The organism is Mesorhizobium sanjuanii, from assembly GCF_002529485.1.
GTDB classification, from domain to species: domain Bacteria; phylum Pseudomonadota; class Alphaproteobacteria; order Rhizobiales; family Rhizobiaceae; genus Mesorhizobium; species Mesorhizobium sanjuanii.
The window spans coordinates 41,371-64,300 of record NZ_NWQG01000093.1 but is presented as its reverse complement, the minus strand read 5'-3'; the positions used below and the strand labels follow the sequence as shown (position 1 = coordinate 64,300).

Annotated in this window: 16 protein-coding genes and 5 pseudogenes; 4 read left to right on the top strand and 17 right to left on the bottom strand. The window is 59.5% G+C overall.

Annotation, left to right across the window (positions count from 1 at the left end; all coding sequences use genetic code 11):
* Window positions 1-16: 16 nt before the first annotated feature.
* Window positions 17-340 carry a DUF736 domain-containing protein gene (locus CN311_RS15905; protein WP_006328923.1) on the bottom strand — a complete coding sequence of 108 codons (324 nt, stop codon included), beginning with the start codon at window positions 338-340 and terminating at the stop codon, window positions 17-19.
* A 1,492-nt stretch (window positions 341-1,832) separates the two neighbouring features.
* Here CN311_RS15905 and CN311_RS15895 point away from each other — a divergent pair.
* Together CN311_RS15895 and CN311_RS15890 are read left to right on the top strand one after the other, a co-directional pair.
* A pseudogene (locus tag CN311_RS15895) lies at window positions 1,833-2,408 on the top strand (RNA polymerase factor sigma-54).
* A 56-nt stretch (window positions 2,409-2,464) separates the two neighbouring features.
* Window positions 2,465-3,691 carry an MFS transporter gene (locus CN311_RS15890; RefSeq protein WP_027056366.1) on the top strand — a complete coding sequence of 409 codons (1,227 nt, stop codon included), beginning with the start codon at window positions 2,465-2,467 and terminating at the stop codon, window positions 3,689-3,691.
* 621 nt (window positions 3,692-4,312) lie between these two features.
* Here CN311_RS15890 and CN311_RS15885 read toward each other — a convergent pair.
* From CN311_RS15885 to CN311_RS15870, 4 genes and pseudogenes are all read right to left on the bottom strand, one after another.
* Window positions 4,313-4,428 (bottom strand): annotated as a pseudogene (locus CN311_RS15885) (nitrogen fixation protein NifQ); the annotation flags it as partial.
* A 110-nt stretch (window positions 4,429-4,538) separates the two neighbouring features.
* Complete coding sequence (locus tag CN311_RS15880; protein ID WP_027056367.1) at window positions 4,539-5,444, bottom strand: LysR family transcriptional regulator; 906 nt, start codon at window positions 5,442-5,444, stop codon at window positions 4,539-4,541.
* Between the two features lie 233 nt (window positions 5,445-5,677).
* A complete protein-coding gene (nolL, locus tag CN311_RS15875; protein WP_097574721.1) occupies window positions 5,678-6,799 on the bottom strand; it encodes a nodulation factor fucose acetyltransferase NolL in 1,122 nt (373 codons plus the stop codon).
* A gap of 75 nt (window positions 6,800-6,874) precedes the next feature.
* Window positions 6,875-7,303, bottom strand: a pseudogene (locus CN311_RS15870) (GNAT family protein); the annotation flags it as partial.
* 206 nt (window positions 7,304-7,509) lie between these two features.
* Between CN311_RS15870 and CN311_RS15865 the strand changes: the two are divergent.
* On the top strand, window positions 7,510-8,454 hold the full coding sequence (locus CN311_RS15865) for a LysR family transcriptional regulator (RefSeq protein WP_097574720.1): 945 nt from the start codon (window positions 7,510-7,512) through the stop codon (window positions 8,452-8,454).
* A gap of 14 nt (window positions 8,455-8,468) precedes the next feature.
* On the opposite strand, the gene CN311_RS15860 is transcribed toward CN311_RS15865, so the two are convergent.
* The 4 genes from CN311_RS15860 to nodB form a co-directional block, all read right to left on the bottom strand.
* Window positions 8,469-9,314, bottom strand: a complete 846-nt coding sequence (locus CN311_RS15860) for a TIM barrel protein (protein WP_097574719.1) — start codon at window positions 9,312-9,314, stop codon at window positions 8,469-8,471.
* A 262-nt stretch (window positions 9,315-9,576) separates the two neighbouring features.
* Window positions 9,577-10,227, bottom strand: a complete 651-nt coding sequence (locus tag CN311_RS15855) for a LysE family translocator (RefSeq protein WP_097574718.1) — start codon at window positions 10,225-10,227, stop codon at window positions 9,577-9,579.
* Window positions 10,228-10,248: 21 nt separating this feature from the next.
* Entirely contained in the window at window positions 10,249-10,872 is a 624-nt protein-coding gene (locus tag CN311_RS15850; protein ID WP_006328898.1) for an FMN-binding negative transcriptional regulator, read from the bottom strand.
* Window positions 10,873-11,368: 496 nt separating this feature from the next.
* Window positions 11,369-12,028, bottom strand: coding sequence for a chitooligosaccharide deacetylase NodB (gene nodB / locus CN311_RS15845; RefSeq protein WP_097574726.1), 660 nt, complete (start codon window positions 12,026-12,028; stop codon window positions 11,369-11,371).
* Between the two features lie 352 nt (window positions 12,029-12,380).
* Between nodB and CN311_RS31980 the strand changes: the two are divergent.
* Window positions 12,381-12,518 (top strand): annotated as a pseudogene (locus CN311_RS31980) (LysR family transcriptional regulator); the annotation flags it as partial.
* Between the two features lie 22 nt (window positions 12,519-12,540).
* Here CN311_RS31980 and pdxR read toward each other — a convergent pair.
* The 8 genes and pseudogenes from pdxR to CN311_RS15795 all read right to left on the bottom strand — a co-directional run.
* The gene (gene pdxR, locus CN311_RS15835) at window positions 12,541-14,010 is read right to left on the bottom strand and encodes a MocR-like pyridoxine biosynthesis transcription factor PdxR (protein WP_097574716.1); all 1,470 of its coding nucleotides are present in this window, start codon (window positions 14,008-14,010) and stop codon (window positions 12,541-12,543) included.
* 637 nt (window positions 14,011-14,647) lie between these two features.
* Complete coding sequence (locus tag CN311_RS15825) at window positions 14,648-14,758, bottom strand: nodulation protein NodZ (protein WP_115504252.1); 111 nt, start codon at window positions 14,756-14,758, stop codon at window positions 14,648-14,650.
* A 167-nt stretch (window positions 14,759-14,925) separates the two neighbouring features.
* The gene (locus CN311_RS15820) at window positions 14,926-16,947 is read right to left on the bottom strand and encodes a carbamoyltransferase family protein (protein ID WP_097574725.1); all 2,022 of its coding nucleotides are present in this window, start codon (window positions 16,945-16,947) and stop codon (window positions 14,926-14,928) included.
* A gap of 304 nt (window positions 16,948-17,251) precedes the next feature.
* Window positions 17,252-18,040: an ABC transporter permease gene (locus tag CN311_RS15815; RefSeq protein ID WP_097574715.1), complete on the bottom strand. Its 789-nt coding sequence runs from the start codon at window positions 18,038-18,040 to the stop codon at window positions 17,252-17,254.
* 3 nt (window positions 18,041-18,043) lie between these two features.
* Complete coding sequence (gene nodI, locus CN311_RS15810; RefSeq protein WP_097574714.1) at window positions 18,044-19,066, bottom strand: nodulation factor ABC transporter ATP-binding protein NodI; 1,023 nt, start codon at window positions 19,064-19,066, stop codon at window positions 18,044-18,046.
* 49 nt (window positions 19,067-19,115) lie between these two features.
* On the bottom strand, window positions 19,116-20,390 hold the full coding sequence (gene nodC, locus CN311_RS15805; protein WP_097574713.1) for a chitooligosaccharide synthase NodC: 1,275 nt from the start codon (window positions 20,388-20,390) through the stop codon (window positions 19,116-19,118).
* Window positions 20,391-20,446: 56 nt separating this feature from the next.
* Window positions 20,447-21,043 (bottom strand): NodA family N-acyltransferase, encoded by a 597-nt coding sequence (locus CN311_RS15800; RefSeq protein ID WP_097574712.1) that lies wholly within the window; start codon window positions 21,041-21,043, stop codon window positions 20,447-20,449.
* Between the two features lie 854 nt (window positions 21,044-21,897).
* Window positions 21,898-22,728, bottom strand: a pseudogene (locus tag CN311_RS15795) (reverse transcriptase domain-containing protein); the annotation flags it as partial.
* Window positions 22,729-22,930 lie beyond the last annotated feature (202 nt).

Sequence of the window (22,930 nt, the reverse complement as noted above, 5' to 3'; positions counted from 1 at the left end):
GGCTTGAGCCGGCCGGTCAGTCGGCCGGGTTCCAGATGACGGCGTAGGTGTCTTGATCGTCTTGGCCGGCGGCGCGGCCGAGATTGGCGTAGAGCTTACGCGGACCGAACTCCGGTGCGGCGATGGACAAGCTCACATAGTCGTTGCCGGAAGTCTCCCCGGTTCGGATCCAGCCGGCGCCGACCTCCACGCCCTGCGTCAACACCCGGAAGTCGGGATGGTTGTCGGCGGACTTGCTCCGATTGGGCACGATATCGATGTCGGCGCGGACGCTGAGCGTCCTGAGCTGGCCTTTGTAGCTGCCGTTTTCCTGCTTGTTGACGTAACCGATCGCGGTCATTTTCCTGTCTCCTTTTGCTGTCGCCGGGGACCATTCCCCTGCGATGGCGGACCGTGATGGGCGCGTCCGGACCGCCCGAACCCGGCAGGGCCGCAGCGGCAGCGAAGGACCCGAGCGGGCAGCTTTTTTGAAGCGAAGCGCGCGCGAGGAAGCCGCGTCATGCGGCGGGGAAAAAAGCTGGTGGCGAGGGTTTCGGGCGGGCTGGAACCGCCCATAGGTCAATGAGCCAGCCGCAGGGGAATGGTCCTCAAGACGTGTGGGGACAGGTCGCGTGATCGGGTGAGCACAACAAGCGATCGGAACGCGTGCGGCGGGTTCCGCGCGCTCAACACCGTGCCGAATCGATAAATGTGCCCGTGCACCGGGAGCCCCAGCAGGCATCTCGGCGTGGTAATCGAGCACTGACAAGGGCGAGCTTTGGCGGCCGGATGTTGTTGCCGGAAGGGGGTCCAAGGGGCGGAACGTGCAGCCAACGCGCCCCGGAGAGGCGCCAACCCGCGGCTATCGACGAGCCGCCTCGGCATGGCGGACTCATTCGAGGGTAACAGCGACCGGGCCTTGGCCCATTGATCGGCGGTCGGAAGCCGCCGCGTTTCGTGTGTTTTCGGTTGGGAACTTGGTCGAATCCGCGCCAGCAGGTTCCATTGGAGCGAAACCGATCGTCTCGGCGTGATCGAGGAATTCGACCACATTGATACCGATGGCCTTCGCGAGGTCCGCCTGGCTGAGACCAGACGCTTTTCTTTTATCGACGCGGACATACCCGGGTGATCGGCCAGCCGCCATCCGCCAAGGTTAGGTCGTTCCTAGCGGCGCGGCGGGCACGGCTGAGCCGCGTCCGAAGTCGACGAGGAAAGGGTATTGCTCCCCCGATTTCCGAAGAAGGCCACTGGTCGCAATTGCCCCTGTGGGCCGTGGCGATCTTTTGGTCGCGCTTGCGACATTCTTGTCAGCCTTCGGGACACAACAATGTTTTCGGATAGGCGCGCACGAGGGGGCAAATCAAGGAATCTCAATCATGCAAACGCCGTGACGCCCAGCCGGACTCGATCCTCATGGCGTGGAGACCGGCGCGCCGTGCTGAAGAGCTCGAAGGTGTCAAAGGCCTTCCTCGACAGGGGGAGCAGCAACAGCGCGATCGTAGGCGCGACGGCCGCGTCTTCGCAGATCGCAGCCTGCGCACGCAATTACACGCTAGAGACAAAGCCTTACGCGGTCGATGCCGGCGTGCGGCAATGCATCGGCTCGGCCCGTCCGGAACGGTTTTCGTCTTCCCTAGCCGGTGCGGAAGTTCTGACTACTCCGACAGTATAGCACCTTTGCGGTCCGGGTGACCAAGCGATTGTGCGGCGCGCGCCGTCTCGGTCAAGGCACGGCGCCCTGCTCAAGCCGACAGGGCTTCGGCAAAAGATAGTCCGATTCGGTGCCCCCAAATGAAATGGCATAGCGCTTGCTGTTATCCGTTAGAGCCCATCAAAGCACGTCGAAAGCGATGAACAGGACCCTGGCAAAAACGCGAAGTTCCATACCAGCGCCCAAGGAGACCGTGCACGTTTGCGCCGAACGTCCCCTCCAGACGTCCCTGCTCCGGTATCTGATTTGCGATGGCTGGTTCGAGACTGACGGAGCCGTGGCGCTCGCCCAATTGTCGCTTACCCGCCTCCGGCAGGAGGATGCCTTTTTGGAACACGGCGTCGACCAAGTGCGGCCTCTCGGTCTCAGGACTGTCGCCGACGCGATCAACGTGCATCAGGCGACGGTAAGCCGGGTGACGTCGAACACATACATGCAGACCCCCCGCGAAGTGTTCGAACTGAAGTATTTTTTCACCGTCGCGAGCGCGTCCTCCCAAGGTGGCGACGCGCGGTCCCCCCGAAGCTGTCCGCCATCGGATCATGGCGACAATCGCCGACCAATCGCAAGATGACGTGCTTTCCGACGACGACATCGTCGTCCGGCCCAAGGAAAGGGCGATCGATTTGCACGCCGCACCGTCACAAAAAATCGCGAAGCGATGAACATCCCCTCGTCCGTGCAATGCCGCAGGGAATGGCGCTTCTGGCGTTAATGCGGGTCAACGCAGCCACCCGAGTTTACAGCACATCCAAACTGGAGACCCTGTTGATGACCGAATCCGCTACGGGCTTCATGGACGGAGTTCTGCATGACCCAGAACAGCCAGATCAACGGTCTGGTCCCGCATGGGGTGCAGTCATTTCGCTTGCCTTAGGCACCTTCGGGCTTGTGACGGCAGAGTTTCTGCCTGCCTCCGTGCTGACGCCGCTCGCACATGATCTCTCTATCACCGAGGGTGCAGTTGGACAGGCGCTGACAACGACCGCCATCGTGGGGGCGATCTCGGCGCCGACGATGGCCGTCATCACAAGGCCCCTGGACCGCAGGATTGTCATATGGGCGATGACGCTGCTGCTGATCCTGTCGAACGTTCTATCGGCCGTCGCGGGGTCGCTGCCGGTTCTCCTGGCCGCCCGCGTCGTGCTCGGCATAGCGCTCGGAGGGTTCTGGTCGATTTCGGCAGCGCTGGCGATGCGGCTCGTTCCAAGTCACCTCCTGCGGCGCGCCATGTCGATCATCCTCACCGGCGTTACCGGCGCTACCGTTTGCGCGGCTCCAATCGGCGCCTATGTCGGCGACATCTGGGGATGGCGAACCGCCTTCATGATCGCTGCAGTCGTCGGCGCCGTTACGCTGGTAGTGCAACTCATAACCATTCCGAGGCTGCCTCCGATTGGAGTGACGAGCTTCCGCAGTCTGCTGGATGTGGCCAAGAATCCGATGATCAAAGTCGCGATCTTGGTCGTCCTGTTGGTCGCTTCCGGGCATTTCGCCAGCTTCACCTATATCCGCGCCTTCCTTGAGAAGTTTCCCGCGCTTGATATCGAGACGATCTCGCTCGTGTTGCTCGCCTTTGGCATCGGCGGCTTCTTCGGCAATTTGGCCGGCGCATTCCTGGCCGAGCACAGCCTCAAGGCAGCCGCGGCGCTGCCGCCCCTGCTCATAGCGATGGCCACTGTCTCGCTGCTGACGCTGGGAGCATCGGCTTGGGCCACGGCGATTGCGGTTACCGTATGGGGCTTTGCCTTCGGCGCGGTGCCGGTGGGACTGCAGACATGGATGGTGCTGCACGCCGCTCCCGAACAGGCCGAAAGCGCCGGTGGGCTGATGGCCGCAACGTTCCAGGTGGCCATCGCAGCGGGCGCGATTTTCGGCGGACTGCTGATGGACAATGCCGGCGTCGCCAGTGCCCTTGCGTACAGCGCCGTTGCCTCGTTCCTCGCCGCCCTGACAGTGTTCTTGCTCGGCCCGAAGCGCGAACCTCAGACCACCTGACAGAGAGGCCATCAGTGCAGCGCGGGAAAGATGCAATCATCAGCCGCGCTGTGCGATCCTACGCACGATTTTTGGCGGTTGCAGGCCTCGTCTCCGGGTGATCGGACGCTGTTGTCCGGTCGATTTCGACCGGCGGGGGCGTTTCGAATGATGGTGCCGACGAGAGAAACTAAGAGAGTGCCGAACCGGACCGCCTCGCCGTCGACCGCTCTGGCACGGCGACAATGTCGCTGCAGTGTAGGTATAACCACCTGAATTTTGAAAGATCCTCCAACAGGCGAGAACACGCTACGTGGCCACACGGCCGCTGCTAACCGTCAGAGCGTGCGGTCTATGCAGCTTTGTCTTGCGGCGAGCATCGGGCGGATCGCGCGCCTGATCTCTTACATGAAGCTCGGGGCCGAATATGCCCCGCGGCTTCTGATTCGGCCCGAAATAGTAGGATCGTTCGGCGATATCGTAGTTGTATTCACCAACTGTGATCCAGCCGCGATTGAACGTCGACAGACCCGCGCGGCGGCTTTCCAGCGGCGGAATCTCAAGCGCCGCCTGCCCTTGGTAAGGCGGCTTACCGGAATTCGGCAGGACGACGAGATGAGTTATCTCACGCTCAGGATCCCCGCAATTCGGTGCGGCGCATGGCGAAAACCTTCAGCCTCGCACAGCTTGCGGTAAAAGTACTTCTTCCACTTCACGTTTTTGGTGTTGCCGGCTGCCAGCGTGGGGAAACACGTGGCACGCGTCATGCAAAATCATCGAATTTGCGTCAGACCCAATTTTACACGCCGGTTCGCACCCGTATGAGGCGCTGAGTAAATCGAGACTAAGACCAGGAGTGCCCGCGACTTCACATGCGGGATGCCTCCTGCAACATTATCTGCCGCATCCAGATGCTTGCCGGATCACTGTTGTGAAGGGTGGGCCATTGGACGGCCTCGGTGAACGTGGGTAGTGGCCGCGGAAGTTCGATGATCCGCAGGGGAAAGGTTTTTTTGAAATGCTGAACCAGCCGGAAGGGCATGGTCGCTATACGAGCTGTGCCTGAGACCATCGGCGGAATCATGCTAAAGGCCTGCACGACGATCTCGACACGTCTCTTGAGACCATGCTCAAGCAAAAACTGTTCCTCGATGGAGGGCATCTGGGCACCGCCGACCCTGAACGCAATGTGCTTCATCGATACGTATCTCTCGAATGTAAGCTGCCGTGGCAACTCCTTGTTCGTGGGGCAGCCCACGCACACGAATGTCTCGTCGAACAGCGCCGCTCTTGGATGGGCGCTTGACATGAAAAATTCCGGAAGAATCAGAAAATCGACGTCACCGCGCCGGAGAAGCTCATCGGGGTCGTGGTCGAGCGGCCGCAATTCGAAGCTGACGGCGGGTGCTTCGCGTGCAACCCGCTCCACGACCTTTTCAAAAAACACGAGTGTGGCGAAATCGGAAAGAATGATCCTGAAACGGCGATCGGATTGAGCCGGATTAAACGGATCCCAAGAAATAATCGAGCATTGGATGTGCAAGAGTGCGCCACGAACTGCGGGAGCGAGTGTTTCCGCACGCGGGGTTAGAACACGTTCGCGGCCGCTCATCGTAAACAGTTCATCGTTGAAATAGTTGCGCAGCCGGGCGACGGCCGCGCTCATGGCCGGCTGACTAAGGTTGATGCTGCTTGCCGCCGCCGTGAGGTTGCGCGCGGTCAGCAGTGCGTCGAGCACGACGAGAAGGTTCAGATCAAGGCCTTTGAAACGCATGCCTCATCTGTCCGTAACGTGGTTGTTTGTCATCGTGACCATTATGGGCGCTCCTTTACGGTCCCACTCAGAGGTGTTGTGTCCCGACCTGCCGCCCGCGCGCGTAGAGGACGTGCTCGTCGTAGTTATGGGGATAGCGCGGCCGATGAGCGATGGCCGACCGGTACAACAGTCGATCGGATAGGTCCGGAGCTATGAAACATGTCGATTACAGATGCGAATTTTTCACGTGGCTAATTGATTACAGATTGAGATTTGAGCGGACTTGGGTGCGGCGGCGCTCCGACAACGATCCGCGACACATATCCGAGGTTGCGCGCAATACTGCGAATTGCCATCGCTATGACGACAATCGCCACTCCAAGCACAGTTGCGAAGGCGATTCTGGTCGTGAGATTCCAGACTTCTCCAAACTGTATCAAATCCATGAGGCGAAACACGGCACCCTGGACCAGGTAAAGCAGCAGCGTGCTCTGACCAAGCTGCACCGCGACAAAGCGAGCTACTCTAGTCGAATAGACAAGTCTCCAGCATTGGAACATAGACTGCATTGCTACCGCAGAAGCCGCCAAAGAGCCAGAGAACATCAGAAAAACTCGTTTAGCTGACTGTTCATCATGAATTAAAACGAGATTGTTGTAGGCATAAGTCTCCTTGCCCCATCCGAGGAAGCATATGAAAGCCGCTATCGAAAATAAGACAACAAAAATCGATTTGTAACGCCAGATGATACCATTCTGCCATCCGATCGGCTGGGCAAACAGGAACCCTAAACAATAAAATGGGTAAGTGTATTTTAACAACGGGGTTATTGATAACGTGATGGGTGCGAATGCGACCGCAATTGCAGATGCGCTTATGATCCACATCGATAGACGGTTGAACGTTGTAAGAACTCTAATCAGAATGAACGAAATAAATGCGGCCCATATGAACCAGTAAGTTCCAATAACTTCCGTCAACAAATCTAACAGAGTATCAGTCAAACTCTTCGTAGGAAAAATAACTGCGGACTTTAACGTCCAAATCAACGTACACCAAAATAGCATTGGCAGTAGTAGCTGCATTGCCCGCTCACCGACACCCTGGGTGAACGATTTTCGCAAAATTGCCCCAGAAGAAAGGTATCCGCTTATCGCCATAAATAGAGGCATATGAAACATGTAGATCGACTTGAAATACGGCGACAGCCAGAAAGCGTCGGTGCCCTGGTAGATTAAATATTGTAACAAGTGCCCAATTATCACCAAAGTAATGAGTATGCCTTTGGCGAAATCAAAGCTTAGGTCTCGGTTGTTTGTCCCTGCTGGGCACGAGCCGCATCCCTTCGCTCCGGCTCTTATGTGATCAAGCATCAGACTCCAGCCTATCTGTTGCAGTTGCTACTTGCCGTTTCTGGGCACGGCGAGCGCGGTGCAAAGGATCGAAAATCACGCGGATCGCGGCGTGGTATGGAGGGCCGATTGGCTGCAACCGAGCGGACAAAATCCCAGTGCCTGATCGCAAACCTCGAGCGCATTGGCGGTCGCATGTGTGGCGATGCGAACGCCCGGCACTATGGTCGTCTGGCCGTCTCTGCAGAACCTCTCAAGATGGTTTCGCAACGGGTGCCGAACCATGCCAAAAGCGAATGGAATGCCACGCTGCTGCAGCACCGGCCGCATGATGCGGATAGAATGACTCATTCCGAGTCTCTCAAGATCCGGATGCATCCTGTACGATCCGAGCTCGCCTACCAAGAAATCAACCTCGCCAACCGTGAAGAAATGGCGCAGCAGGTCCTAGTGAGCTGCTACGCCGTGCACATCAGAGCCGATTGCGCGAACCTTCGGCCCTGCACCGGCCCAGCTACAACCGCCTGAAAGCCCCTGTCGCCCATAGGCCTTTTGGAAGAAGGCGGAGAGTTCGACATGATCGGCTACTTACAAGTCATTTCCCGGCACACGCTGCAGAAGCAGTGGCGTGATCGGGCGCATGTCAAGTGCGGTCATCTATGCAGCGCCCTGGAAGTTTGGTAAAATCGATTGTTTAGATCGCGAGCATCCACGCTATGGATAAGTGAAAGATGCGCTTCAAGGGCCTTGATCTGAACCTTCTCGTCGTGCTCGACGCACTGCTGACCGAGCGGACCCTCACGGCGGCGGCAAGCAGCATCAACCTTAGTCAGCCGGCCATGAGCGCGGCCGTCGCCCGGCTGCGCGACTATTTCAACGATGAACTGTTTACGACGAGCGGCCGCGAACGTGTTCTAACCCCGCGTGCGGAAACACTCGCCCCCGCGGTTCGCAGCGCACTGCTGAACATCCAGTGCTCGATTATCTCTTGGGATCCGTTTAATCCGGCTCAATCCGATCGCCGTTTCAGGATCATTCTTTCCGATTTCGCCACACTCGTGTTTTTTGAAAAGGTCGTGGAGCGGGTTGCACGCGAAGCACCCGCCGTCAGCTTCGAATTGTTGCCTATCGACGACGACCCCGATGAGCTTCTCCGGCGCGGTGACGTCGATTTTCTGATTTTTCCAGAATTGTTCATGTCAAGCGCCCATCCAAGAGCGGCGCTGTTCGACGAGACGCTCGTGTGCGTGGGCTGCTCCACGAACAAGCAGCTGCCACGGCAGCTTACATTCGAGAGATACATGTCGATGAGGCACGTTGCGGTCAAGTTCGGGCGGACGCTGAAGCCCTCAATCGAGGAACGGTTTTTTCTTGAGCATGGTCTCAAGAGACGTGTCGAGATCGTTGTGCAGGCCTTTAGCATGATCCCGCCGATGGTCTCAGGCACAGCTCGTATAGCGACCATGCCCTTCCGGCTGGTTCAGCATTTCAAAAAAACCTTCCCCCTGCGGATCATCGACCTTCCGCTGCCACTACCCACGTTCACCGAGGCCCTTCAATGGCCCGCCCTTCACAACAGTGATCCGGCAAGCATCTGGCTGCGAGAGATATTGCTACAGGAGGCGTCTCGAATGACTTCTCCGGGGGACGCCAAAAGGCGCCCCAGGCAGCCCTAATTTACTCCCGCGTCTCACGCCGGCACTCGCGTCAATAGCCCGTGTCGGAAGAGAGCGATGCTCGCGGCAAGTGCGCCTGCGAGGTCGTCCGGCGGGTGGGCTGCGTCGACAAACGGTGCGAATGAGAAGGGCCCCCCATAGCCGCCATCAAGCAGCGCCCGGATCTGGCTGCCATTGTCGGAACCGACTAGGACGCGATCCGGGTAAATCCAGTGGATCGGATCGTTCACGCTTGAAATGTGGACGAGACCGGTCAGCTCGGAGGAGAAGAACGTCTCCCCGGCAAGCGTGTGGTGGAACGTGTCGTGCACGAGGCGGAAGACGGATTGGCCATCAATGGCGGCAATGGCCTTAGCCGCTTCGTTCTTCGATCGAAGCGAGCAGGTCCGGAAGCCCAGCGGCTCGATGAGACCGATCAGACCGCGCGACTGGAGGATCGGCTTGAGCGCCTTCAAGGCGACGCGGAGATCGCCGCGGCGCTCGACATTGGCGGGCCAGGAGCCGTCGTTGACCGGCACCAGCATGAGCGTCTTGGCTCCGCAGGCCGCTGCATAATCGGCGAGCTTGCTCGCCTCGGCCCTGCGGGCGGGGGTCCACTCATTGAAGCGCTGGAGGGCATTGACGGAAATAATCCCAACGCCTGTGTCGGCGGCCGCAGACCGGACGTCCGCCGCCGGCATGCCGCGTGCAATAGCATTGCTGCCCGGTTGGCTGCGGATCTGGACATCGGTTAGGCCCTGGTCGCGGGCAAAAGCGAAAAGTGCCCTGACGTCAAGTCCGGGCGTCGCCAAATAATCGAGTGCAAAGCGGGGCGATGCTTGGCGCATGGCTTGGCTTTCCTTCCATGAAACGGGCGTCATTCTCGGCTGACTGGCTTCTACCGTGCGTTGATTCGCGAGGGCCGAAATGATGGGCATGAGCGAGGCGAGGCAGTCGTACTCACGTTTCTCTCACGCTATGTTTTTCTCTCATTTATGAGCCGACGTTCACCCAAACGGCGGTGCCGCGCCTCCTGAGACATGGCTTGAATAGGTGCAATGACCGAACTGGCTCGTAGCCATCCAACTGCTTCCGCAAGGTACCCGCCAACCCTGAAAGATGCCCAACCGATCAGATTCAAACTCAAGCAGCAGGGTGTTTCGCCAGAGCGAGGCCGACGCCCAGCGCGATCATCGCGCCGCCTGACGCCTCCCTCAGGCGGCGGATCAACCCGGGACGCGCTGCCGCGCCGTCTTGAATGCCGCTGGTCACGACGGCAACCACGATGTCGGCGAGCGTGTTGAGCGCAATGGACACGGAGCCAAGCACCACGAATTGCAGAGCTATGAGCCCTGCGCTCGGATTCACGAACTGCGGAATGAAGGCGAGGAAGAAGATTGCCGTCTTCGGGTTGAGCGCCTCGACCAGTACCCCTTCACGAAACGCCCGCCGGGGTCCGACTGGACCCACTGCGGCGCCGTCATCGCCGCCAGTCGCTCCCTTGAGGCGGGCGGCTTGAAAGGTGCGAAAGCCGAGCCAGACGAGGTAGACCGCGCCGAACAGCTTTAATGCGGAGAACAGTTCCGAGCTCTCGAGCACGATCGCGGAAACACCTAAGCTTGCGGCGAGGACGTGGATCATGCCCCCCAACCCCGTGCCGAAGCTGGAAGCGATACCTTCCCGACGACCACCGGCGAGCGTGCGCGCGGCAACGTAGAAGATGCCCGGACCGGGGGTGATGGCGAGCACGGAGGCCGCGGCGAGGTACAGGGCGAATGGGGTCAGTTCTGGCATGATGGTCGATTCCGACGAAGATTATTTTGGGATGAGAGCGGCGACGTCGCGGTCAGATGCCCGCTCGCTCGCCGCAAGGCCCGCCGCCACGCCAGCGCGGTCGGCCGCGTTCCGGTTCTGGCTCATTTTGCGCTTGCCCTCCAGCCTCGTGATTGGCATGCGCAGGCCGACGATTCCCCGGAGTTGCGCCTGTACAAAATCCGGCGGCGCGTCCGACACGGCCCAAGGCGAGGCGCGCTCGCCCTCGTGGTGGTCGGTCAGCCGATTCACGACGTCCAGCAGTCTTCCCGCATCCTCGAAGAACTCGACCGGGCCATAGGCGTGGACGGCGACGTAATTCCAGGTCGGGACGACCTTCCCGGTTTCCCGCTTGGTCGCATACCATGCCGGCGTCACGTAAGCGTCCGGCCCCATGAAGATGGCCAAGCCGTCGCCCAGCGGCGGAACACGGCACTGGGGATTGGCCTTCGCCAGGTGCCCGTAGATCACGCCGTGCTCGCCCTCGCTTTCGTCAAGGAAGAGGGGCAGTGGCGTTGCGAGCGGCCCTTCCGCCGTGACGGTAACGAAGTTCGCCAGCAGCGCCGCGCGAATGGTCGCGCGCAGGCATTCCTTGTCGTCGTCGCGGAAAGCGGGAGGGATGTACATCGCGAAACTCCTTGCGTTACCAAGTCAGGTATCGGCAAGCTGGCCCGTTGGAAACAGCCAGTCAGAAGCTATTGAGGTAGTCCAGTTGGTGAAAGATGGCATCGCGCGCCGGATCAGAGCACCGGAATCCCCGGTGCCGGTCACGGTATGCGAATTGCTTGCCAAACCTTTTGGACGCAGCCAGCGATCCCGCAGGGTCGCGCTATGTGAGCCTGCGGCAAGCCCAATGAAATCGATCCAACGCGAAGTGGACCATACATTCAAACAATCGTCGAAGAGTGAACCTACCGGCGGTGCTGGGCCATGCCGAGAGCGTGCGCGGGTCCTCATCGTAGCAGGTGACAACAGACGTCTACGCTTAGCCAACTGTCGGAGCCGACCAGTTCGTCCGATGTCGACGAAGTGCTTGTTCGCAGGGCGCAAACGGCCTGTAAGCCTTCATAAGTGAGACCACACAGGTACTGGCTGGGAAAGCAGGTCCGTGGGATCTCGCATTTCAGTGATGTTCTGGAAGCGAGCGAATTTCATATCCCCAGGCATCTAATGCAGGAATCAGATTGGACAGCGCCATAACGGTCTGGTTGCGCAGACTGGCTTGAGTGCTCCGTGTCGACTCGTCGGGAGGGCATCCGTCGTGCAAGAGCACGATTGCGCCGGGGCGTACCGAGGTGAGCACTGCATCGACGATCGCGTCGGTGCCGGGGCGCGACCAGTCTCTTGGGTCGATCGACCAATGAAGGGCCGCCAGCCCCGCGATCTCTGAGGCAGTGAACACTTCTTCGCTCCAGGCGCCGTATGGCGCGCGAATGTAGCGGATCGAGGCCTGCGGGCATGCCAGCATGATGGCCTGGTTCGCCTCAAATACCTCACGTTGCACTTCGCCCAAGCCGCACTTGGACAGGTCCGGATGAGACATCGTGTGGTTGCCTACCTCATGCCCTTCTGCGATCATTCGCTGGATGAGATCCGGATGCTCTGCGGCGTAAGCACCAATGACGAAGAATGTCGCTGGCACCCGATTTTGCGCCAGCACATCGAGTATCTGTGGTGTGAAACATGGATTGGGACCGTCGTCAAACGTCAGATAAACGCTTCGACGCCCGGTGCCGTCAGCGCATTCACTCTGCACCTCCCATCTGTCATCGAGACGTCTCATAGCTGCGAACCCTTCCGGCCAATTGTTGTACCGGTCGGCCATTCGCAATCGGCATAACCCCGATCCTTGAGGTAGGGGCCTACGCTATCGGGGGGAGCTTGTCGCGAAGAGCCGACGCGATGCAGCTTGCGCCGATCACCGATGTACCTGGTCGAAAAGGGGATCGGCTCGCATAATGTTCGGCGCAGACCAGGAGGCACACACCAGAAAGTGCTCCTCGAAGCCAACGCATACATCGACAATCTCCATAGGGCTGCATCCTTGAATTCTTCCTATGGGACGTTCCGTCCAATCGGCAAAATCGATTGTTTCGATGACAAGCATCCACGCTGCGGATAGATGAGACAAAGGCTTGGATCGCGCGCACCTCACGGCCGCCGCAAGCAGCATCAACCTAAGTCAGCCGGCCATGAGCGCGGCCGTCGCCCGGCTGCGCAATTGTTTCAACGATGAACTGTTTACGATGAGCGGCCGCGAATGCGTTCTAACCCGCGTGCGGAACCGTCAGCGTCTCAGAGTCGAGCGACGACGTCCCGCAGCATCTCGACGCCTTTTTCGATCTGCCGGATGCTCAGGGCGGAATAGCCCATGACAAGCCCGACGCGGTCGGCTTCCCCTGCTCCCGACTGCCGATGATAAAGCGGCGAAATCGGGTGCAGACCCAGACCCGCGTATTGGGCGGCTTCGACCAGCGCCGTTTCACGCGATCGCGGCAGGTCGTTGAACCATATGACGACGTGCAGTCCAGCCTCTGCCCCCTGGACGGCGATCCGACCTGGAAAACTCCGCTTCAGGGCGGTCAGCAATGCCTCCCTGCGCTCGCCGTTGATGCGGCGCACGCGGCGCACATGGCTTTCATAGCCACCGCTCTCGATCAGAGAGGCCAATGACTCCTGCCCCGCCATCGGAGAATGCCGGTCGGCAAGCTGCTTGGCGGTTTCGAAAACCTGCAGGAATTCCGCCGGGACGACGAGATAACCGATCCGCAGCATCGGCGAGAGCGTCTTGGAGATGGTGCCGAGGTAGATGACGGCCCCATGATCCTCGAGGCTATGCAGCGGGGGAACGGGGCTGATATCGTAGCGATATTCGCTGTCGTAGTCGTCCTCGATGACATAGGCGCCCTGCTCCCGCGCCCATTCCAGAAGCTGATGCCGCCGCGGGATCGGCATGACGCCGCCGAGCGGAAACTGATGCGAGGGCGTCACATAGGCCAGCCGGGCCGCGACCCCCGCCAGTTGCTCCGTTTGCATGCCGTGATCGTCAACCTCGAGGGGAACGGGCGTGGCACCTGTACTGGCAAAGACCTGGCGCGCCATCCTGTAGCAGGGGTCCTCGATGACGAAGCTGTCCCCGGGGTCGAGCAGCAGGCGCGCGCAGAGATCGAGGCCCTGCTGCGAACCATTGACGATGACGATCTGCTCGGGGTCGCAGCGCACAGTACGGGCGCGCCAGAGATAGCCCTGAAGCGCTTGGCGGAGCCGGCTCGAACCGCACGGATCGTCATAGGCGAGCCGTGCCGGCCGTTGCGCCATCGCCGCGTTCATCGCGCGCTTCCAAACCGATGCGGGGAAATCTGAGGGCGCCAGGACGCCATATCGGAAATCAACCTTCAGCGTGTTCGGCAGGTAATCCGGCCAGCGCGGAGTACCACGCAGCCGTTCGCCATAGCTTGACAAGTGAACCGGGCCGAACCGTTTTGGGGGATTGGCGGTCAGCTCATGTCCCAGCAGTGAGGATGCGACACGAGGGCGCGCGCCTTGACGGATGTCGATGAAACCTTCCGCGGCCAGCTGCTCGTAGGCGACGGTGACGGTCGTTCGCGAGACTCCAAGTTCCTCGGCGAGACCACGGGAGGACGGCAGCTGGCTGCCGGTGCCGTAAACGCCTCTGAGGATCTGCTCGCGAAGCGCTTCGTAGATCTGGCGCGCGCCCATGCCATGCGAGCGGGTTGAAGCACCGGGGCCTGGAGACTGGACCATTTCTTTTCCTGCCAACTGGACATTCCATATCAACCAGTTTGCAGCCACTCAATCCGAAAGCCAAGGTCTGAAGCCGATGCCCGAGACCGCAATCCAGGACCGGTAAACTGGCACAGTCTGCGAACGATGCCAAATTCGGCTTCGCTACCCGCGCGATCCATCACGGCTACGATCCGGCTGGTTTCCCAATGCCGTTCAACCACGCGTCTTCCTGAGCTCGACCTACGATCGAAAGCGTTGCGGCGAATGAGGCCGCCGCCGGCGGCGCAATCCTCGGCGACGCGGAAGCCCCTCCACACGCTGTACGAAACGGGCTTGCGCTACATCACCGGCGCGGCGCTCTCGCCCATGTCAGCCTTCCTGGTTCTGCGCGGGCTGAAGAAACTCTCACGCTTCGCATCGAATCGCCAACGCTAACCGCGCGGGGGCCTTGACCAACAGATCTCGACTTCCTGAAGAAAACGCCGGCGAAATCCGCAATGGCGTGATGATTGGAGGCCGAAGGGTCAAGCGGCGCTAAGACATGATCGTCGCCCCACCGACGCATTTTGCCAAAAGTATCTCAACGACGAATATGCCGGGGCCGCCGCCTTATTCTGCGAGCGGCCCAGCCGGCTCGCACGTCCCGTCCCGTCCGCTATGCGTGACACCAGGCTGATGCCGGAGACCGTAGGCAGTCACCGAACCCGGTACGCCGTCGAGAAACGACAAATTGGTGCTGTCTTGAGCCACCAGCAAGCAAATCCATTACTGATCCTCGACTGCCATAAGCGTTAGATGGGTTGAGCATGCATGCTCGCAGCACATGCAATCGTCAGGACCCTTGCCTCAGCCGATGGATGGGGCACAGTCATATGAAGATGCTTGGACAGACCGGTGTTTCGGCAGCTGTTATCTGTCGTCCAGCGATTGGCATCAGTTTTGATGGACGCGAGCAGCTTGCGAGGGACGCATGCGAACGCGGCGCTGCTCCCACAATCGTCGCAGTTCTCCTGTGAGAGTCTCGCGCTGGGCCTGATCCAGCGTAATTGTATCGAGGAGATCCGCGAGCACGGCTTCGCCTTCGATCCGCGTCAGCATATCGAACAACTCATGTGAAATACGCGCATAGTCACGGCTGGAGTGATCCGTTCGGATTTCGCAGACGGTCTCCTGGCGATCCTGCGCCGTGTATGCGCGGACTTTATGCAGGGATACATAAGGCGGCAATGAAACCGCGAGCGCAGTCCAATCCTGCAGCGTTGCGGCCCGTTTTTTGACGAGGAACGGCCCGACCACAAGTCCATCCAACTCTGTCGTCAGGAACGTGGCAATCGAGTCTGCAACGGAATCCACGATCGGCTCGGCATTGTTGTTGAAGGACGTGTTGAGCAGAATTGGGATGCCAGTGCGCTGCTTGAAGGCGTTGATGACGTCCCAGTAGGCCGGACTGGCCTTGCGCGATACTGTTTGCAGCCGAGCCGTACCGTCGACGTGCGTGATGGCACCGAGCAAACCACGCTTGGAATCGCGCACACGAACCACGAAATTCATGAAGGGAAATTCGCACGCACTGCCTGGGAGGTCGAAAAATTCGCGCGCATCCTCCTCCAGCACTGATGGGGCGAACGGGCGATACCCTTCCCGCTTCTTGACCATAGCGTTGATCCGGTCCTTGTTTGTGGCGGGCCTGGGGTCGGCAAGAATGCTGCGATTTCCGAGAGCGCGCGGCCCGAACTCCGAACGACCTTGCACCCAGCCGATCACGGCGCCACCGGCCATCCACTCGGCTGCCCTATCGGCCACCGCCTCAGTGCGTTCAAACTCCAGGTGCCCCGCCCAAGCCTTTAGTTCCTCCTCGACAGCGTGATCGCTCGCGAGATCCGGCCCCCAATAAACCTCCTGCAATCGCGCACGCGGCGCGGGGCGGCCCAGTTCACCAGACACGATTAGTGCGGCGCCTAATGCGCAGCCAGCGTCATGCGATGCGGGCTGCACGAAAATGTCTTCGAAAAGTCCTGAATAGAGCAGCTTGCCGTTCACGGAGCAATTGTGCGCAACGCCGCCGGCCAGGCACAACCGCGTCATCCCGGTGGCCTCACGATGATGCCAAAGAATGTGAAACACGATGCGTTCAAGCGCTTCCTGTAACGACGCACTCACATCTTTATGCTGCTGGGTGAATGGCATTCCCTTTTGCCGGACCTGAATGGTGCGAAGCAAAGTCGGACCGATGCGGTCCAGGTGGACGCGATACTCGCCGTTTGCAGACAGTTCATAGAACTGCTCGAAAAGCTCGCGATAGGGAACGGGATCGCCGTAGGGGGCAAGCCCCATTACCTTATATTCATCGAACAAGCCGTAGCCGAGATACCGGATCACCTCGAGATAAAATAGCCCAAGGGAATTGCTCTCTGGGAAAGTCGCGAGTTGCGAAATTTCAGCACCAGATCCTACCGCCACAAGACCCGACTGGAAATCACCAGAGCCATCGATCGCGAAAATCAGACTTTGCTCGAAGCCCGACATTGCAAAAGCGCTCACGGCGTGCGCCTGATGATGACTTACGAATGAGATACGCGAAGGGTCGAGTTCGGTACCGAACTCCTGCGCCAACAGCTGCTGCACCAAAAGTTTGGCATCCAACGGAATGGAGGCGTCAGGCTCGGAAGCAAGCATGTTTTCGAGCATGGCGTTGCAATAGGCTTCGGTAGCGTAGTACGCCACATGATCGATTTCGCTGAGCTGAACCCCAGCGGCTGAAAGACAGTATTGAACCGAGCCAATCGGGAGCTTGTTGGAGTGTTTGATCCGATTGAGGCGTTCCTCTTCTACGGCCGCAATGACCTGTCCGTCTCGGACGAGTACCGCAGCGCCATCGTGCATGAATGAGTTCGGAACCTGGAATCTGTTTTCATAGACTTTGTCTAATCCGCCGCTCAATCCTAGACACAGCATCTCGCTCTCCATTGTCGTACAGGAAGACTGAATTGGCCTGTCTCAAGGCCGTTTGATCAAAAACACAGGCTGCGTTGTCGTTCGCCGGCGCGAACGCCAGTCAGACATCGCCAACCTCAAAGAAATTCTCTTCCGCCGGGGATCAACATGAGATCCTGTGATCGAGGTGCCGGGCGGCCCATAACGTTGATAGATTGAGTGGATGCCACCGAAGACCCTGGGTGGCATGCCGATTTCTGTTGGCGATGTCGTTTATTGGCAGCACGAAGTCCGTTGCGCATTGCTTATCTCCCTCTCTTTCGCGTCAGCGCATGAGTCGGCGGCGCAACAGCGCCATCGAGAGGAAGAATGGCAACAGCGCGTACAGGCCGAGCACACCGACATGCAGGGCAATGCCGCCAATCGGGCGATCAAGCATAACCGGACGAATGAGGTCGATCGCATGTGACAGCGGCATGCATCGCGCTATCTGCTGAAACGCGTGAGGCAGCTGATCCGATGGGAAAACGGCGCCCGACAGGAACATCATAGGTGTGAGGACAAGCGTCTGGTAAAACACGAAGTAATCGTAGCTGGGCGAAAGCGCGGTGACGACCATCGCGAGGCTCGCAAACACGCACCCAGTGAGAGCAATGATTGGCAGCGCATAGAGGATGGACGGCCAGGCTGCATAACCCAACGTTGCGGTGACAATGGTGATTGCCGTACCGGCCAAGAAGGCCTTGGTGGCTGCCCACGCCAGTTCACCCAGAACGATGTCGCCGAGGGTAACGTGCGTATACAGCATTGCTTCCCAAGTGCGCTGAGAGTGCATGCGAGCGAAAGCCGCGTACAATGTTTCCATGGTAGAGGCGGTCATCGCACTTACCGCGACCATGCCGGCCGCCAAAAAGGCAATATAGGACGCACCGTCGACGCGGCCGACCATTATGCCGAGGCCGGTGCCTAGGCCGAAAAGATAGATCATAGGATCGGCAAGGTTACCGAGAATCGTCACGAGTGAGACTTTCTTCCATGCCAGATAGTTGCGGCGCCACACCGCAACCCAGTTCCACGCATTGGCCGGCAACGCCGCCGCAAAATCTTCAATCATCGTTCACTCCTCCATCTCGCGCCCGGTCAGCCGCAAGAAAACATCCTCGAGATTGGCTGGACGCAAAAGAAGCCGTAGACCTGCTCGCCCGTGCAGTTGCGTGCGCACCTGCTCAGGGTCTGGCGCGTAGCAATAAAGGGTTTCGCCGCTGACCTCGATGCGCTGGGAATGTGGCTTGACCAGCGAAAGCAACTCGTGCGGATCGCCGCCGTAAATCTCCATGACCTGGCATCCGATATGCTCGTCGATCAGCGCCTGCGGGCGGCCTTCGGCGATATTGCGACCCCTTTCGAGCACGCACAGCCGATCGCATAATCGCTCAGCCTCTTCCATGAAATGCGTCGTCAGGATAATCGTCTTGCCACGTGCCAACAGGGCGCGCAGCCGCTCCCAGATCAGGTGGCGCGCGTGCGGATCGAGGCCGGTGGTCGGCTCGTCCATCACAATGAGCTGGGGGTCGTTGATCAACGCCCGCGCCATTGTCAGGCATCGCTTCATGCCGCCGGACAGTTCCGAGACGCGCGCATTCGCCTTGCGCTCGAGGCGAGCGAACTCGAGAAGCGACGGGATGACCGCTTCGCTCTGACGAGTGCTCATGCCGAAGTAGCGTCCGAACACCAGCAAGTTCTCGCGTACGGTCAATTCCTGGTCAAGATTGTCGAATTGCGGGACCACGCCAATGCCCCTGCGTGCCAGCCGAGCGCGCGCCGGCACCGGGACGCCGAGCACCGTGATCGCGCCCGCGTCAGGGCATGTCATGCCGAGGAGCATACGCGCAATCGTGCTTTTGCCCGCCCCGTTTGGTCCGAGGAGGCCGAAACACTCTCCCGACGCAACGGAGAACGACAGTTCGTCGACAACGATCTTGTTCCCATACGACTTGGTTACGCCGGCAAAATCGACTGCCACGGTCGACAGAGAGTCAGGCACGGAGCTTTTCGCGCTTGTTTGCCCGTGAGACTCCCGTTCGATCGCAGGAGTCTCGAATCGCCGCAAATCCTCTGGGCCCAACTTACGCTTCAACACTTGATGTTTCTGGTCCTGGCTCAAAACTCTTCCACCTAAGGTCACGTGACTATTGCTGTTCGCTGTAAGCTGCGTCAGATCCAACCAAGTCGGGCTTTGGAATGCTGCCGCCGGTGTCTGGCACGTTGGCCGCAGAGCTTCGCGACAACCAATCGCTATTGCTCAAAGTACACAGCGCGTATGCTTTCAAAGGGAGCAGGAGAAAGATGTTGATGAGTGTGTGGAGCGAGAACCCGAGAAATCGAAGTTGGCGCGCACGAAACGCTGCCACGCTGCAGCGAACCATCGTCATGACCGCAATCGTCAGGCATGCCGTCCAGGGCACGGTACCTGTCGTTACGAATTGCGCGAGCCCAGCCAGGAGCGACAAAGAGAGCAATAATGGGCCAATATTCTGCCCAATCACGTCCAATGTGAGATAAATATTAAGGCCGCGCAGCAGTTGGAACGCCAGCAACGTGTCACGGAACGTGCTTCGGGCCCAGCGGAGCTGTTGGCGCAGATAGGGACCCATCCTGTTGGGAACGACTGTTGCCGCGACGGCCTCCGGGACATACTCTGTTCGAAAGCCTGCTTTCAGCATTAGGATCGTAAGGTGGCGATCCTCACCGAAGTCGCTCGGCTTCCCTCGAAAGCGCTGCGTCTCGTACTGGTCCAGCAGCGAAACAAGCGCGGATCGCCGGTACATGGCACACGGACCGCAGCAACACATGACGGCACCGAACCGAGCCTGCGCTGCCCGCTCTTCGTTGCAGGCGAGCCAGTATTCCATGTCGATCAACCGCGTCAGCCAAGTTTCAGTGCGATTGCTAGCCGCCAACTGGCCCATGGCGGCGCCGACCGCTTGATCTTGCATCTTCAGCGCAAGCCTGGTGATGACGTCCGGCGCGAGGATCGTGTCCGAATCTACATTGAGCACCAAATCTCCGCACGAGCGGCGAATGGCGGCAATCTGCGCCTTGCGCTTTCCGACATTCTTTGGGAGCACAATGAAGTTGAACCTCGGGTCGCCCGCGTATTCCTCATGTACACCCACGAGGGCATCGCGGTTTGCAGAACCGTCATCAACAACATAGACCTGCAGTTTGCCGGCGTATTCCTGACTTGCAATGGAAGCCAGGCAGTCCGAGAGGGTGCGAGGCGCCTCGTTGTAGCACGGGATAATGACATCGACGCTCGGCCAAGGCTCACCGCCGGGCGGGTCGCCCGAGGTCGGCGCTACGTTTGTAGGCAGGGTATAAAACACCTGCGCGGTTTTGTAGACGGTCGACAGCAGCGCATAAGAGCAGATGGCAACAGTACTGGCTGTGGCAAACAGGGTCATGAGATGTCAGATTCTTCAGTGGATTTGAGGGAAGCGGGCGGATAACAGATCCGCGGTCATAGCTCTGGACCGTTCCGATCGATCAAAGTGCCGGCCGGCCACTCGCTCATCGAGCGTCCAATTGGGAGCACCATGAGGAGTACGTCGTCGTCGACTCGCGTCGTGTAAGGCAGATCGGGGTACACGTCCGGGAGGGTTGAACGCACGCGAACGCCCGTCAGAATGTTCGCCAAGCCTTTGCGGCGGAACCTCCCAACATGGTTCCGGAGCGCTTGCCGAACCGTGCCGAAAGCGAATGGAACGCCAAGCTGCTGCAGCACTGGATACATGACGCTAATCGAATGGCCGATTCCCAGCCCCTCAAGATCCGGACGCACCCCGTATAGACCGAGTTCAGCGACCAGCAGATCAACGTCGCCAACTTTGATGTATCGGCGCAGCACGCCCATGTGAGCCGCTACCCCGTGCACATCATAGCCGATTGCGCGGACCTCCGGCCTTGCACCGGCCCAACTTCGACCGCCTTCGAATTGCTTTCCATTGAAGGCTCCGGTCGGCTCATAGGTCTTCCGGAAGAACTCAGAGAGTTCGAGGTGATCGGAAAGCTGCAACTCATTTTCCCAGCATAACCTCCACTGCACGTCAGGGCGCATGCGAAGACTTCCTCTTTTTCGGGTTCTTTTGTGCACCTCACGCGGTAGAGCAATGGCGGTGCATGTCATGGGTCTATGAACGACCCTCCCGGATTGGTAAAATTGATTGTTTAGATCGAGAGCATCCACGCTATGGATGCTGAAACCATGCGTTTCAAAGGCCTTGATCTGAACCTTCTGGTGGTGCCCGATTGGCCCCGATAGCGGCGACGCACCGATGGCAGCTGGCGGTGACACAACCTGCCTCAAGAGCGGCCGCCAGCGGCGTGGCTGCGCCCGTGGCGAAGCAGCGATCAAGTGGAGGATGGCCCGACTGTTAGGCGTCAGCAAACGCGGCGACCGTTGACGCACGATCGCGCAGCTCTGGATCGCCGGCGGCAAACAGGTTCCGCGAAGCCTCTGGCTCGACAAGTTGCGGCAAGGCGGCATGCCAATGGCGCGATGGTCGCGCTCGCCAACAGCAATCGTCTGGTCAATGCTCTCGAGTGTCGCCTGTCAACCGGACTGTCGGCGAAAGCACCTGGAGCGGGAAGGAGGACGCGCCCGGATGGCGCTACTTCGAACGAATTGTTTGAGGTTTTGGCCGACTGAAGTGCGCGAAGGGGCTGGTCCCAAACTCTTAGATCCCGCGCCCCATCAAAGATCGCCGCACACAGAAAAGGCAGCCTAAGGAGCGTCAGCACTTGCGCCGGCCGAAGGGCCGGGACGCGGGACTGACTGCAACGACGAGATCGGTTAAAAGGGCAGCCGTAGGAGTGGCAGCATAGCGCCGCCGAAGGCGATCGCGGTAGGGACGCTCATTGCTGAGCGCCCCCCGCACAGATCCGTACGTGCAGAATTCCCGCATACGGCTCCTACCTTGGGTGTCTGACGGCGAAGCGGATTGCCGGCCAGGGATGCAGGATTCTTGGTTTCGGAAGCCATTGCGCTGCGAGCTTTTCCACTCGGGACGTCGACGTCGTGTCCATCTGGCCACGGTGTCTCAGAGCCAGCTTCCAGAGGAAGATGACATGCTCCCGAAATGCCTGAAGTGATCGCAGGTTGGCGGGCACCGCGTGATACTCATAGTATCCGCGGACGACCTGCCTGAGCCATTTCGCTTGTTCGCGAATTGGCTGGTTTCTCAACCATCGCAGCCGGTCCTTGATCTCCCGAAGCTTCGCCCTCATACGGTCGCGGCGGGACTTCCGCAGAAGCATGAAGTCTCCCCGCAGTGATTTGCCGCAGATATGGGTAAAGCCGAGAAAATCGAAGGTCTCCGGTTTCCCGAGACCACGTTCCCGACGACGACTGGCCGCGTAGCGGCCAAACGTTATCAGGCGCGTTTTCTCAGGGTGCAATGACAGAGAGAACTTCTCCAACCGTTCTCGTATCTCGATCTGGAAACGGTGTGCGTCAGCTTCTCGTTCGAAGCCCACCACGATATCGTCCGCGTAGCGCACGATGATCATGTTGCCCGTGGCAGACCGCTGTCGCCAGCGGTTAGCCCAAAGGTCGAAGACGTAGTGCAGGTAGAGGTTCGCGAGCAGTGGCGAAGCCACCGATCCCTGACCCGTTCCCTGTTCAGACGTCGTGACGATCCCTTCTTCCAGAACGCCCGCCTTCAGCCACTTCTGGATGAGACGGATGATACGCTGGTCGCCGATCCGATGGTTCAGGAACCTGACCAGCCATTCCTGACTGACCCGGTCGAAGGAAGCCTCGCCAGACTACCCATCGCCAGGACCTTCCCGCCTCGGCAACGATCACGCGGGAGGGACATGCCTTTGAAGGGCGGATTCTGGCCGTAATCAGCCGCCTCAAGCGTCGCGGCGAGCCAACGCTGCTTGTGGAATTGCCGGACGGCAGTCGGACCTACGTTCCCGTCGCGTGGACGGATCTCGGGGG

Bases quoted from the DNA above. Each gene is read 5' to 3' on its own strand.
- CN311_RS15905 (WP_006328923.1), bottom strand. From the start codon at position 340: ATGACCGCGATCGGTTACGTCAACAAGCAGGAAAACGGCAGCTACAAA.
- CN311_RS15890 (WP_027056366.1), top strand. From the start codon at position 2,465: ATGACCGAATCCGCTACGGGCTTCATGGACGGAGTTCTGCATGACCCA.
- CN311_RS15880 (WP_027056367.1), bottom strand. From the start codon at position 5,444: ATGCGTTTCAAAGGCCTTGATCTGAACCTTCTCGTCGTGCTCGACGCA.
- nolL (WP_097574721.1), bottom strand. From the start codon at position 6,799: ATGCTTGATCACATAAGAGCCGGAGCGAAGGGATGCGGCTCGTGCCCA.
- CN311_RS15865 (WP_097574720.1), top strand. From the start codon at position 7,510: ATGCGCTTCAAGGGCCTTGATCTGAACCTTCTCGTCGTGCTCGACGCA.
- CN311_RS15860 (WP_097574719.1), bottom strand. From the start codon at position 9,314: ATGACGCCCGTTTCATGGAAGGAAAGCCAAGCCATGCGCCAAGCATCG.
- CN311_RS15855 (WP_097574718.1), bottom strand. From the start codon at position 10,227: ATGCCAGAACTGACCCCATTCGCCCTGTACCTCGCCGCGGCCTCCGTG.
- CN311_RS15850 (WP_006328898.1), bottom strand. From the start codon at position 10,872: ATGTACATCCCTCCCGCTTTCCGCGACGACGACAAGGAATGCCTGCGC.
- nodB (WP_097574726.1), bottom strand. From the start codon at position 12,028: ATGAGACGTCTCGATGACAGATGGGAGGTGCAGAGTGAATGCGCTGAC.
- pdxR (WP_097574716.1), bottom strand. From the start codon at position 14,010: ATGGTCCAGTCTCCAGGCCCCGGTGCTTCAACCCGCTCGCATGGCATG.
- CN311_RS15825 (WP_115504252.1), bottom strand. From the start codon at position 14,758: ATGGATTTGCTTGCTGGTGGCTCAAGACAGCACCAATTTGTCGTTTCT.
- CN311_RS15820 (WP_097574725.1), bottom strand. From the start codon at position 16,947: ATGCTGTGTCTAGGATTGAGCGGCGGATTAGACAAAGTCTATGAAAAC.
- CN311_RS15815 (WP_097574715.1), bottom strand. From the start codon at position 18,040: ATGATTGAAGATTTTGCGGCGGCGTTGCCGGCCAATGCGTGGAACTGG.
- nodC (WP_097574713.1), bottom strand. From the start codon at position 20,390: ATGACCCTGTTTGCCACAGCCAGTACTGTTGCCATCTGCTCTTATGCG.
- CN311_RS15800 (WP_097574712.1), bottom strand. From the start codon at position 21,043: ATGCGCCCTGACGTGCAGTGGAGGTTATGCTGGGAAAATGAGTTGCAG.